This is a genomic window from Phaeobacter gallaeciensis (assembly GCF_001678945.1).
Classification (GTDB): domain Bacteria; phylum Pseudomonadota; class Alphaproteobacteria; order Rhodobacterales; family Rhodobacteraceae; genus Phycobacter; species Phycobacter gallaeciensis_A.
Genome location: NZ_CP015124.1, coordinates 2,060,782 through 2,073,481 on the forward strand (window position 1 = coordinate 2,060,782; position 12,700 = coordinate 2,073,481).

The 12,700-nt window shown below is 62.9% G+C and carries 10 protein-coding genes; 5 read left to right on the forward strand and 5 right to left on the reverse strand.

Annotated elements, in window-relative coordinates; genetic code table 11:
• Positions 1-3 precede the first annotated feature (3 nt).
• Both JL2886_RS09895 and JL2886_RS09900 read left to right on the forward strand, forming a co-directional pair.
• A complete protein-coding gene (locus JL2886_RS09895) occupies positions 4-441 on the forward strand; it encodes an ATP-binding protein (RefSeq protein ID WP_065271850.1) in 438 nt (145 codons plus the stop codon).
• 443 nt (positions 442-884) lie between these two features.
• The gene (locus JL2886_RS09900; RefSeq protein WP_065273627.1) at positions 885-2,462 is read left to right on the forward strand and encodes a gamma-glutamyltransferase family protein; all 1,578 of its coding nucleotides are present in this window, start codon (positions 885-887) and stop codon (positions 2,460-2,462) included.
• A gap of 63 nt (positions 2,463-2,525) precedes the next feature.
• Here the strand turns inward: JL2886_RS09900 and hspQ are convergent, their stop codons facing one another.
• The gene (hspQ, locus tag JL2886_RS09905; RefSeq protein WP_065271851.1) at positions 2,526-2,852 is read right to left on the reverse strand and encodes a heat shock protein HspQ; all 327 of its coding nucleotides are present in this window, start codon (positions 2,850-2,852) and stop codon (positions 2,526-2,528) included.
• Positions 2,853-2,937: 85 nt separating this feature from the next.
• Here hspQ and JL2886_RS09910 point away from each other — a divergent pair, with 85 nt between their 5' ends.
• Positions 2,938-3,825, forward strand: coding sequence for an AEC family transporter (locus JL2886_RS09910; protein ID WP_065271852.1), 888 nt, complete (start codon positions 2,938-2,940; stop codon positions 3,823-3,825).
• Between the two features lie 56 nt (positions 3,826-3,881).
• Entirely contained in the window at positions 3,882-4,469 is a 588-nt protein-coding gene (locus tag JL2886_RS09915) for a lytic transglycosylase (protein WP_065271853.1), read from the forward strand.
• 324 nt (positions 4,470-4,793) lie between these two features.
• Here JL2886_RS09915 and JL2886_RS09920 read toward each other — a convergent pair whose 3' ends face one another.
• The 4 genes from JL2886_RS09920 to JL2886_RS09935 form a co-directional block, all read right to left on the reverse strand.
• Positions 4,794-5,384: a LolA family protein gene (locus JL2886_RS09920; protein ID WP_065271854.1), complete on the reverse strand. Its 591-nt coding sequence runs from the start codon at positions 5,382-5,384 to the stop codon at positions 4,794-4,796.
• A 79-nt stretch (positions 5,385-5,463) separates the two neighbouring features.
• Complete coding sequence (locus JL2886_RS09925; protein WP_065271855.1) at positions 5,464-8,478, reverse strand: DNA translocase FtsK 4TM domain-containing protein; 3,015 nt, start codon at positions 8,476-8,478, stop codon at positions 5,464-5,466.
• Between the two features lie 115 nt (positions 8,479-8,593).
• Complete coding sequence (locus JL2886_RS09930; RefSeq protein WP_065273628.1) at positions 8,594-9,775, reverse strand: aminotransferase class I/II-fold pyridoxal phosphate-dependent enzyme; 1,182 nt, start codon at positions 9,773-9,775, stop codon at positions 8,594-8,596.
• Positions 9,776-9,909: 134 nt separating this feature from the next.
• Positions 9,910-11,241, reverse strand: a complete 1,332-nt coding sequence (locus JL2886_RS09935) for an amidase (protein WP_065271856.1) — start codon at positions 11,239-11,241, stop codon at positions 9,910-9,912.
• Between the two features lie 137 nt (positions 11,242-11,378).
• Here JL2886_RS09935 and JL2886_RS09940 point away from each other — a divergent pair, with 137 nt between their 5' ends.
• Positions 11,379-12,605 carry a UbiH/UbiF/VisC/COQ6 family ubiquinone biosynthesis hydroxylase gene (locus JL2886_RS09940; protein ID WP_065271857.1) on the forward strand — a complete coding sequence of 409 codons (1,227 nt, stop codon included), beginning with the start codon at positions 11,379-11,381 and terminating at the stop codon, positions 12,603-12,605.
• Positions 12,606-12,700 lie beyond the last annotated feature (95 nt).

A 12,700-nucleotide genomic window follows, 5' to 3' on the forward strand; every position in this document is an offset into this window, starting at 1 on the left:
CGAATGGTTGAAACCTTTGCCTGCTCGTTCACGGCAACAGAGCTTGATGCCCGGTCCGGCATTACGCAGGTTGTGAAACGGCTGCGCGGACTGGGCATCCCCGAGTTGCGGGTCGATGAAGTCCAGATCGCGCTGGCCGAAGCCGTGAACAATGTGGTCGAGCACGCTTATGCGGGCAAGACCCCGGGAGACGTGCGGATCCGCTGTTCCCTGGAACCTGAGCGTCTGTGGATCAATATCACCGATGCCGGAGCCCCCTTCCCCGAAGGCGAACTGCCCGAAGGCAAGCCTGCAAATCTGGATGTGGCGCCGGAAGATCTCCCCGAAGGTGGCTTTGGCTGGTTTCTGATCCGGGAGCTGACAAGCGACATCCACTATGAACGCAGCGCCGGCAACAACCAGCTGTCCTTGTGTTTCGAAATTCAGGTGACCCGGGCCTGACCCCCGTTACCTGCCCCCTGTTTTGATCTGGTACCGACCTGTCGCTGTACCAGCGGCAGAGCTTTTATTGCTCCAAACCCGTATTTTCTAAAGCGTCCTGCCAATAGCACGCCGAGTGCGCCGAAGGGGTGGCTCCGGACTTCGCCGCAATTGCGCCACATATTTACCCCTAAATCGCCTGTAAAGTGTGCTTTCTGTTACATCATAAGCTTTTGATAGCTGTCCCTGGCGCTACGTTCCACTGCCCCCATCGTGCATGTTGCGCCGGGGAACATCCTCTCCCCTTCCACTGCATGCATGGAAATCTCAGCCCCGGTTTTGCACCGCTACCGGCAATGGCCGTCTTTTGATGCGCCGAAGACGCGACAAGCATGGATGCCTTTCGCATTGCCTTCGGCGGCGAAGCCACTAGTGTTTCGCTGCTAGTCAAGAGGGAGAGGCATATGCGCGATTTTCAACAACCCGGACGCTCTGCGGTCTTTGCACAGAACGGTATCTGCGCCACATCGCACCCCCTTGCGGCCGGTGCCGCCATCGACATTCTGAAACGCGGCGGCAACGCCATGGATGCGGCCATCGCTGGGGCGGTTCTGCTCGGCATTTGCGAGCCGCAGATGACCGGGATCGGCGGCGATTGCTTTGTGCTTTATACCCGTCCTGGCAGCGATGAAATTCACGCGCTGAACGGGTCCGGCCGGGCACCTGCCGCCGCCAATGCCGCAGATCTGCGCGCCGAAGGGCTGAGCGCCGTGCCGCTGCGCAGCCCGCATGCGGTTACCGTGCCGGGCGCCATCGACGCCTTTTGCCACCTGTCGCAGACCGAAGGCAAACTGGGCCTTGATGCGATCCTGTCCCCCGCAATCCACTATGCCGAAACCGGCGTTCCGGTAGCGCCGCGTGTTGCCTTTGACTGGGCCAATGACGCGGACACCCTGCAGGGCGCGGCCCGCGACAGCTATCTTATCGGGGGCAAGGTCCCGACCGTTGGGCAGATCTTCCGCGCCCCGGGCCAGGCCGAAGTTCTGCGCCGGATCGCCAAGGACGGTCGCGATGCCTTTTACACCGGTGAAATCGCCGAAGACATGGTTGCCGCGCTCAACGCGCTTGGCGGCGTGCACACGGTTGATGATTTCGCCGCTACCGCCTGCATGTCGGTGACGCCGGTTTCCGGCGATTACAAAGGCACCGATCTGGTCGAGCATCCGCCGAACGGTCAGGGTGCGACCGCCATCCTGATGCTGAATATCCTGAAACATTTCGACATCGCGGGCATGGACCCCTTTGGCGCCGAACGCGCCCATATCGAGGCCGAAGCCGCCAAGCTGGCCTATGATGCCCGCAACCGCTTCATCGCCGATGCCGATCACACCACCCGGCTGGACCACATGCTGGCGCCCGAAACCGCGGCCAAACTGGCCGCACTGATCGATCCGAAACGCGCCATGGCCGCCGCCGCCCCGCTGAGCGAGGCCGTGCACAAGGATACGATCTATATCACCGTGGTCGACAAGGACCGCATGGCCGTGTCGCTGATCTACTCGATCTTCCACGGCTTTGGCTCGGGCATCGCCTCGGACAAATTCGGCATCCTGCTGCAGAACCGGGGCGCCGGTTTCACCCTGGAAGAAGGCCACGCCAACGAATTGGGCGGAGGCAAACGGCCGATGCATACGATCATCCCCGGAATGCTGCGCCAGAACGGGCGTGTGACGATGCCTTTCGGTGTGATGGGCGGTGCCTATCAGCCCAATGGCCACGCGCGTTTCGTCTCAAACCTTACCGATTTCGGCATGGAGCCGCAGGCCGCCATGGACGCACCGCGTAGCTTCTCGGACGCAGGTGTCATGAAGGTCGAGCGTGGCTATTCCGACAAGGTGCGTCAGGAGCTGACCGAGATGGGCCACAAGGTGGAGATCCCCGAAACCGCGATTGGCGGCTCGCAGGGCATTCGCATCCACGATGGCGATCTGCTGGAAGGCGCCAGCGATCCGCGCAAGGATGGCTGCGCGCTCGGCTACTGATCGGGCATCACCGGTGCTTCGCTGCAGCAAAGGCGCAGCGGGGCACCGGACGCGATCCGGCGATCAGTTCAGCTGGTATTGCAGGGAATAGGCCGCGCCGTCGAATTTGCCGAACATTTCCGACAGATCCGGATGGCTGATCGGTTCACCGGAATAGTCCGCAACCAGATTCTGCTCGGACACATAGGCCACGTAATAGGTCTGATCGTTTTCGGCCAGCAGATGATAGAAGGGTTGATCCTTCACCGGCCTGCTTTCTTCGGGAATGGATTCGTACCATTCCTCGGTATTTGCAAAGGCTGGATCGACGTCAAACACCACCCCGCGGAAGGGATGCTTCCGGTGGCGGACGACCTGGCCCAGGTTATATTTTGCGCGCGTTCTCAACATGGTCTTGCTGCCCCCGTCTTTTGTTACTAACGCGGATGCGCGGCAGATGTCCAACTCTTGAGGCAAATTTTCGAGGAAACAGACTGTGAACCTTGCTCTGACAGTGCTTGAAATCGTGGCCCCCGTCTTCCTGCTTGCCGGGGTCGGGTTCGCTTGGGTGCGGCTTGGATTTGAGTATCGGATTCAATTTGTTACCCGTCTGGCCATGACGCTGGCGGTGCCCTGCCTGATCTTCACGGCGCTGATGAAAACCGAGCTGGACAAGGCCGCGATCGGCTGGTTCGTGCTGGCTGCCCTTGCCGGGCATGCGCTGCTGGCATTGGCAGGCGCAGCACTGGTGCGCGTGATGCAGCTGGAGCGGCGCAGCTATCTGGCGCCCTTCATTTTCGGCAATACCGGCAACCTTGGCATTCCGCTGTCGCTCTTTGCCTTTGGCGAGGCGGGCCTTGGCTATGCGGTAGCGATGCTCGCGGTTTCTGCAGTGCTGTCCTTCACCTTTGGCATCTATCTGGTCGCCGGTGAAGGCGGCGGCGGCAAGGCGCTGCGTGAACCGATGGTCTGGGCCACGCTTCTGGGGGCACTCTTTCTGTGGCAGGGCTGGCAGACGCCGCAATTCCTGACCAATGCGCTGGATCTGATCGGGCAAATGGCAATTCCACTGATGCTGATCACCCTTGGCGTTGCGGTAGCGCGGCTGACACCGGGCAAGACCGGGCTTGCCGTGTTACTGTCGCTGATCAAGGTCACGCTCAGCGCGGCCATCGGCTGGGGGCTGGGGCTGGCATTCGGGCTCGATTACACGGCATTCGGCGTTCTGGTGCTGCAGCTGGCAACGCCCGTGGCGGTGACTTCTTACCTGCTGGCCGAAAAATTCGAAGCCGATGCGCAGGCGGTTGCTGGCATGGTGGTGGTTTCCACGCTGATGTCCGTTGCAGCTCTGCCTCTCCTGCTGTCCCTGCTTCTGGAATTGTGATTTCATCCACAGGCGCAATTCGCTAGACTGCCGCCAAAATAAAAAAGGCAGAGGCAATGAGCAGAATCATCGTCGCCCTGATCCTCCTGTTGGCGGTTGCCTCCTGTGGGGGTGGGTACAAGTCCCCGCCGCGCAATCTTGATAATGCCTGCAGCATTATCAAACAGCGGCCTGAATACCTGAAAGCCTTCCGCGCGACCGAACGGCGCTGGGGTGTTCCAGTGCACGTGCAGATGGCCACAATCTATCACGAGAGCCGTTTTGACGGCGATGCCCGCACGCCGCACAACTATCTTCTGGGCGTCATCCCGATGGGCCGCCAGTCCAGCGCCTATGGCTACAGCCAAGCCCTGGACGGCACCTGGGACGATTACCGGCGCGACACAGGACGCCGTCGGGCCAAGCGCGACCGGATCAAGGATGCCGCGGATTTCATGGGCTGGTACATGAACAAGAGCCGCGAAAAGAACGGCATCGCGCTTTATGATGCCCGCAATCAGTATCTTGCCTATCACGAAGGGCACAGCGGCTATGCCCGCGGCAGCTACCGTGCGAAATCCTGGCTGATGCGGGTGGCGAGCAAGGTGGAATCTCGCTCCTTGATGTATCAGGCGCAACTGGCCACCTGCCGTAAGTTCCGCTGACCCTCCGGGCACGTGCCACAACGAATTGGTTCCCGTCCGGGCTGCCCCAGGGAAACGCTTAGGGGGCACTCCCGCCAGTCTCGAACCCTTCTGCGAAGGCCCTCCCCCGTTGGGCCCGGCACCGCCTGACGGCGGTGCGACCCGCGCCACGGGCGCCAGTGTTCCACGGAATGTTCAGATATCACCGAGCGCGCCACGCCTTGGCGTGGCGCCCGGCCCAACACCGCCAAGGGGTTCGGGCAAAGCCCGGGCACCTGCGGGGGCGGGAGCATTCAGCTGTATGATTGACGGCCTACCGGCTGCCGAGGTCAGACTCTACAGTAGTCAGCGGGATCCGCTGCCTGCGCCCGTGGTGAAGAGGAAGGAGGATAGCTTGCCCCCGGTTTCCAGAGCGCCCAGAACCACCGTCGTGCGGCCCCCGGCGCTGTCATGCACAACCCATTTGCGCAATTCGACCGGGTCATCGGTGAACATCAGCTCCAGCCCGCCGTATTCGGGGTTCTCCGGGTCCTGCGCCTGAAGGATCGTTGTCGTTCCGTCGAACTGATGGCCCACAACCATATCGGCCTGTCCCAGATCCACAGTTTTGGCCAGGATGATCGACAGCGGCGTACGCTTCAGCGGATAAGTCTCCGGCGGCTGGTTCGATTTCGGATCGTGGATCACCACCGACCCGGCCCCGGCCACCACCGTGGCGCCATTTTCGCCATCATATTCGAACCGCATCCGGCCCGGCCGATGGATATACAGCTTGCCAGTGGACAGCGTGCCATCATCGTTGATCTGGGTAAAACTGGCTTCGGCCGTGGTCATGGCGTTCAGGTAAGCCGACAGTTCCGACAGGCTCAGCTTCTCTGCCGCCCAGGCAGCAGGGGCACACAGGATCAGCGCCGCGACAAGTGCAATCTGTTTCATGACCCTTAGATAAGCCCTGACTGTGGAAAAGGAAGAGCCACCCGCCGCTGCGGGAGACCCTGCGCACCCATCCGCCGATCTACTGTTCGGGGACTAGGATTTCCCGTTTGCCGACATGGTTCGCCGGAGACACCAGCCCTTCGTCCTCCATCTGCTCAACCAGACGCGCGGCCTTGTTATAGCCAATCGCCAGTTTGCGCTGGATGTAAGAGGTAGAGCACTTGCGGTCCTTGATCACGATCTGCACGGCGGAGTCATACAGCGCATCCTCGCCCGTGGTATTGCCGCCGGTGGACAGCCCCAGAACCGCGTCGATGTCGTCGGCCTTCTCGTCATCCGGGCCATCCAGAACCGTGCCCACATAGGCAGGCGGGCCGAATTGCTTCAGATGGGTGACGACTTCCTCGACCTCTTCATCCGACACGAAGGGACCGTGGCAGCGGGTGATCTTGGCGCCGCCCGCCATATAGAGCATATCACCCATCCCCAGCAGCTGCTCGGCGCCCATTTCGCCAAGGATGGTGCGGCTATCGATCTTGCCGGTCACCTGGAAGGAAATCCGGGTGGGGAAGTTCGCCTTGATGGTACCGGTGATCACATCGACCGAGGGACGCTGAGTGGCCATGATCAGGTGAATGCCCGAAGCCCTCGCCATCTGCGCCAGACGCTGAATGCAGGCTTCGATTTCCTTGCCAGCCACCATCATCAGGTCGGCCATCTCGTCGACGATCACAACGATATAGGGCAGTGCCTCGGGTGCGAACTCTTCGGTCTCGAACACTGGCTCGCCGGTGTCATCGTCAAACCCGGTCTGCACTGTGCGGGAGAACATCTCACCCTTGGCAAGCGCCTCTTTCACGCGACCATTGTAGCCTGCGATATTGCGCACGCCCATCTTGGACATCTTGCGATAGCGGTCTTCCATCTCGCCCACGACCCATTTCAGGGCGACGACCGCCTTTTTCGGATCGGTCACAACAGGCGACAGAAGATGCGGGATGCCATCATAGACAGAGAGTTCCAACATCTTGGGGTCGATCATGATCAGGCGGCATTCATCCGGTGTCAGCTTGTACAGCAGTGACAGGATCATGGTGTTGATCGCCACCGATTTACCGGATCCGGTGGTACCCGCGATCAATAGGTGCGGCATCTTCGAAAGGTCCGCCACCATGGCGTCGCCACCGATATCCTTGCCCAGCGCCAGCGGCAGGTTCTGGGTGCCATCGCCATAATCGCGGCTCGACAGGATTTCGCGGAAGCTGACCATTTCCCGTTTTTCATTGGGCAGTTCGATGCCGATCACCGAGCGGCCCGGCACGGTCGAAACACGCGCCGACAGGGCTGACATGGAGCGGGCGATATCATCCGCCAGACCGATCACCCGGCTGGCCTTCAGGCCCGGCGCTGGTTCCAGTTCGTACATGGTGACGACGGGGCCGGGACGGACCGAGACGATCTCACCCTTGACGCCATAGTCATCGAGCACCGATTCCAGCATCCGCGCGTTCTCTTCCAGCGCCTCATCGCTCAGATGATGACGCTCGACCGCGGCAGGATTGGCCAACAGCGACAGCGGCGGCAGGTCGAAATCACTGGAATCGTTCTCTTCAAAGGCCAGCCGCGGCTGGGCTTCCGCCTTGGCGCGGGTCGATGGCTCCGGCGCGCGGCGCTGGGGCTGCTCCACAACCACCTTGCGCGGCTCTGCCACCGGGATGGTCAGGCCCTCGGCGGGTTGCTCTGCGCGAGCCGTGATCGCGGGCTCAGCGGCTTCAGCAGGCGCGTGGGTCGGCAACTCCTCGGCTGGGACCCGATCGGGCTCCAGATCGGCGCCATATCCGGTGTCTGCTGCAGGCGCCCCAACGGTCGGCGCGGGCGGAACCTGCGACAGCCCGGGGGCGGCAGGCGCCTCGGCACTGAATTCTGCCGGAGCAGCAGGGGCATGCGCTGCGGTCAGTGGTGGTTCGGGCGGCAGCCCCGCATGGGGCGCGGGATCGGGATTGAAGACCAGCGGCTCAGGGCGGCGACCGCGCCCCTTGGTCAGGGGCAGGTTCGGATCGGGTTCCGGCGGCTGCCCAGCAGCGCGACGCACACGCACGGCATTTGCGATCTTCTGCGAAATCCGGTCATCACCCGGCAGATCCTCATCACTGATCTGCGGTGCGCTCTCGACCAACTCGGGCTGCGGCATCGGCGCATTAGCCAAATCGGGATCAGCGCGGCGGATCAGATTGGGCACCCGAGAGAACAATCCGGTTTTTGTCGGTGCGGCAGGCGCTGCGACCTCGATCGGCGGAGGCGCAGTCACATCGGTTTCGAACATCTGAGGCTCTTCCTCCTCCTGTCCGAACCAGGCCGTGTCATCTTCGGCGGCCCTTGCCTGTTCTGCGGCGGCAGCGCGTTTTTCACGATAGGACAGCGCCGCCTGGACACCGCTGGAGGCGCCACGGCCCAGAAGGCTGGCAAGCGTGCCATAGGCCAGGATAAGACCGACCAGCAGGAACCGTCCGGCCCGCTGCAGTTCCGCACGCGAAAAGCCGCAGACAAACGTGCCAAGCGCCAGCATGCCAATGGCCATCAGCAGCGACATCAGCTTGACCGCGAAATGCGAACTGATCGGCACCAGCGTCAGGAGCGCCCCCATCACGGTATCGCCAAACAGACCCCCAAGGCCAAAACTATGAGTGGCGCGCCATTCTGCGCCCGGCACCAGCGTCGCTGCATAGACCGAGCCCACGGCGATCAGAACCGGTGCAAAGACGATCCGCCCGATGACCCGCTCGGCGCCCTGATGCAGCAGGAAGCGAACACCCCAGGCGAGCAGCGTCACCGCGAGGGCCACGCCGCCCCAACCGACAACCATGAACAGCGGCGCCGCCACAGAAGCCCCCATCCGGCCCATCCAGTTCTGAACCGGCGCATCGGTGGAGACCATCCAGTTGGGATCATCCGGCGTATAAGAGCCGATCATCGCGGCGGCCATCAGGCCCAGCCCCAGAAGGGCGATCCCGATCAGTTCCTTACCGCGCTTTTCGATGGCTGCCTGCATGTTGCTGTCAAGCAACGGATCGCGGCTGCGGGTTTGAAATGCCATGCCTACCTCGGTTCCATTTTTTGGCGCCTGCCCCGCTTGTGCCGCGGGATCCTGGCATCCGGTGGTCTATTGATTTTGGCCGCGCGCCCCCAGCCGGGGCCGCGTGGCAGTCGTATCAGTACAGGCAGCTGCGCAGGGTGGTCAGCGCCGTCTGTGTTGCCTCCGCCGGGGCGACCAGCGCCACGCGGATATATCCTTCGCCCGGGTTCTGCCCCGGCGCGCCTTGCGCCAGATAGGCGCCTGGCAGCACCCGCACGCCGGTTTCCTGCCACAGCTTCAGCGCTGCCGCCTCGCCGCCGTCCTTGACCGGTAGCCACAGGAAGAACCCGGCTTCGGGGGACATGTAGCCATCCAGACCGTCAAACACCTGATCGGCGATCTGGTATTTCTCCTGATAGAGCGCACGGTTTTCCTCTACGTGCGCCTCATCGGCCCAGACACGCGCTGCCGCAGCCTGCAACGGGCCGGGCATCGGTGCGCCGCTATAGGCGCGCAGCTGTTTGAGGCGGGCAATGCATTCGGGGCCGCCCGCGATCAGACCAGCACGCAGCCCGGGCAGGTTCGAACGTTTCGACAGGGAGTTGAACAACACCACACGTTCGGGATCGGCGCCCAGTTCCTGCGCTACGGTCAGCGCGCCTACGGGCGCAGCGTCGCGGTAGATTTCGGAGTAGCATTCGTCGGCGAAAATGCGGAAGTCATGCTTTTCCGCCAGCCGGATCAGATCGGCCCAGTATTCGCGCGTGGCCACTGCGCCCTGCGGGTTGGCAGGCGAGCAGATATAGGCCACCGCTGTGCGGTCCAGCACCTCGGTGGGCAGGCTGGCGTAATCGGGCAGATGGCCGGTTTCGGCTGTGGCAGGCACAAACACCGGCTCGGCCCCGACGGAAATCGTCGCCACCATGTAGACCTGATAAAACGGATTCGGGATCAGCACCGCAGGGCGGGCGCCGTTCTTGGTTTCCGGGCACAGGGCCATCGCCGCATTGTAGAGCCCTTCGCGGGTGCCGTTCAGCGCCATTACCTGCCGGTCCGCATCCATCTTCACGCCATAGCGGCGCGCGATCCAGTCAGACATTGCGCCGCGCAGTTCCTCGGAGCCTTCGTTTGGCGGGTAGTTGTTAAACCCGGCCGCATTCTCCGCGATCACATCCGTGACCCAGGCGGGAAAGGTGTGTTTCGGCTCACCAATGGTCATATGCACCACATCCCCGCCGGGCGTATGGTGGTCTAGCAGCGCCCGCAGACGCGGAAACGCATAGGGCGGCAGGTTCGAAAACCGCTCTGGGAAGTTCATCACAATTGCCTCAGTTTCGGGATCATTAGCGCCCCGTTTGCAGATAAGGTACAGAGCGTGGGCGCCTGCGTCCAGCCGCATAGGGCACCCACGGTCCAGTTGTGCTTTTGCAACAACGTGCGATAGCCGTCAGATCAACACAGCGCCGCCTCGACGCTGGCCCCGATCCGCAACAGTGCCTCTTCGCAATCCGGTTGCCCCAATAGCTGCAAGCCGCAGCTGGGTTTACTCGTGGGCAAGGACAGCGCGCAAAGCCCCATCAGGTTGCCGATCCGGGTATTGCGCAGGGTCAGAAGATTGGCCCGGACGTAATAGTCATGATCGCTTTGCAGTTGTGCCATGTTCGGCGGCAGAATCGGGCAGGAGGGCGTTAGAACCGCGTCAAAGCCCGCCACCGCCTGATCCCAGACCATCCTGCATTGTTCCAGCTTGGCCCAGGCCGCCACATAATCGGGACCACTGTGCTGACCGCCAGCGCGGAACCGCTCCAGGATTTCGGCAAACATCAGATCCGGGCTCGCCTCGATCACATCCTTCCACAGACCATAAGCCTCTGTGGTATAAAGAATTCCGCTCAGGTCCATGGCGTCCTGCAGCTCCGGCACCTCCAGCGGTACGATCTCTGCGCCGGCCGCCTTCAGCTTGCCCAGACACTCCACATGGGCAGCGGCGACTTCAGGCTCCAGATCATCGCGCGCCACGGTGCGCAGATCGGCAAAGCGGCGCCCCTGCAGCGACGGTGGGTTGCGCAGGTCCGGCCCCTTGGTGCCCTCCAGCAGCCCCAGCATCAGGCCCGCATCTTCGACCGAACGCGCCAGCGGACCGACAGTGTCGAACTTCAGGCACAGAGGCACCACGCCCTCTAGGCTGATCCGACCTGCCGTGGTCTTAAGCCCCACAAGATTGTTCCAGGCCGAAGGGATGCGCACCGAACCGCCGGTGTCCGAACCGATGCCGCAGGCCGCCAGACCAAAGGCGACCGAAGCCGCCGCACCAGAGGACGATCCCCCCGGCGCCGCGCCTTCATCATTGACGCAGGGCGGGGTTTCCTTAACCGGGTTCAGTCCCAGCCCGGAGAAGGCAAGCTCGCTCATGTGGGTTTTGCCCAGGCAGACGGTGCCCATGGCGGTGGCATTGGCCAGAACCCGTGCGTCCTGATCCGGCACCCGGCCTTTGAGCAGGTCCGATCCCGCCTCGGTACCGGTTCCGGCACTGTCGAACAGGTCTTTCCAGCTGATCGGCACCCCATCCAGCGGCGAGCGCCGCAAATCCATCCGCGCCCGCTCGGCCGCGGCTTCCGCTTCGGCCAGGGCGCGCTCATGCGTGACCTCGGTATAGATCCGGTCGCGCAGCGGATGCGCGTCAATGGCCTCCAGATAGCATTTGGTCAGCGCAACAGGATCGATCTCCCCTGCCCCAATGCCGCGCCCCAGATCCGCAGCCGTCATCTTCAGCCAGTCCTGCATCCGCAAAGTCTCCCGTCGCGTGTTCCATATGTTTTGCCGGGGACGGTAACGGCAGCAGCGCTGAGGGACAATCCCGCGCACTCGCAAGACCGGACAATGCGATGGACATTCCGAATGCAAGGCGCATATTGCAGGGCATGAAGAACAGCTCCGATATCCTGATTGTCGGCGGCGGGCTGAACGGCCCTGCCCTGGCCCTGGCGCTGGCCCAGACCGGCCACAGCGTCACCGTCATCGATGCGCTGCCCAAGGTCGCCCTGAAGGACGAAGGCTTCGACGGGCGCGGCTATGCGCTGGCGCTGGCCTCCAAACGTCTGCTCGACCGGATCGGCGTTTGGCAACACGTCGCGGACAATGCGCAGCCGATGCTGGAGATCAAGGCCTCCGACGGACACGCCGGAGAGGGGCCCGCGCCGTTCTTCATCCATTTCGACCATACCGAGATCGAAGACGGGCCGATGGGCTATATGGTCGAGGATCGCTTTCTGCGCCGCGCCTTTCAGCAGGCGATGGAGGACGCGCCCCGGATCACCACGGTGAATGGCCGCCGCGTGGTGGCGCAGGCACCGGATCAGAGCGGCGTCACCCTGACGCTGGATGATGGCGCCGAGCTGCGCGGTCGCATGCTGGTCGGCTCGGACGGACGAAAAAGCGGCACCGCCGCCCGCGCCGGGATCAAACGCACCGGCTGGGACTACGGCCAGACCGCGCTGGTCTGCGCCATCGACCATGAAAAACCCCACCACGGCATCGCGCATCAGTTCTTCATGCCAGCGGGGCCGCTGGCCATCCTGCCCCTGCCCGGCAACCGCTCCTCCATCGTCTGGAGTGAAAAGACAGAGACCGCTGAAGCCATTCAGGGCCTGAACGACGCCGATTACATCGCCGCACTGAAACCCCGGTTTGGCGATTTCCTGGGTGAGATTTCTCTTGCGGGTAAGCGCTTTACCTATCCGCTGAACCTGACGCTCGCCAACAGTTTTATCGGGGACCGTATGGCGCTGATCGGCGATGCGGCCCACGGCATGCATCCAATTGCTGGCCAGGGTCTCAACGCCGGGCTGCGCGATGTCGGCGCCCTGGCCGAGGTGCTGACCGAGGCCACCCGGCGCGGCGAGGATATCGGATCATCGCTGGTGCTGGACCGCTATCAGCAGTGGCGCCGCTTTGACACCGCAACGCTGGCGCTGGCGACGGATACCTTCAACAAGCTGTTCTCGAACGACAACCCGCTGCTGCGGCTTGGTCGCGATATCGGCATGGGTCTGGCAGGCGCCGTCCCGGGCCTGCGCCGCGGCTTCATGCGCGAAGCCGCCGGGCTGACCGGCGATCTGCCGCGACTGTTGCAGGGCAAACCCATCTGATCAGGACGCAACCGCGCCGCGCGTTAGTGCGGCGCCGGACCTTAGGCCGCGCCTTTGTTTTGGCAAAGCCAAAGGACAGGCCGGACGCGGGAGTA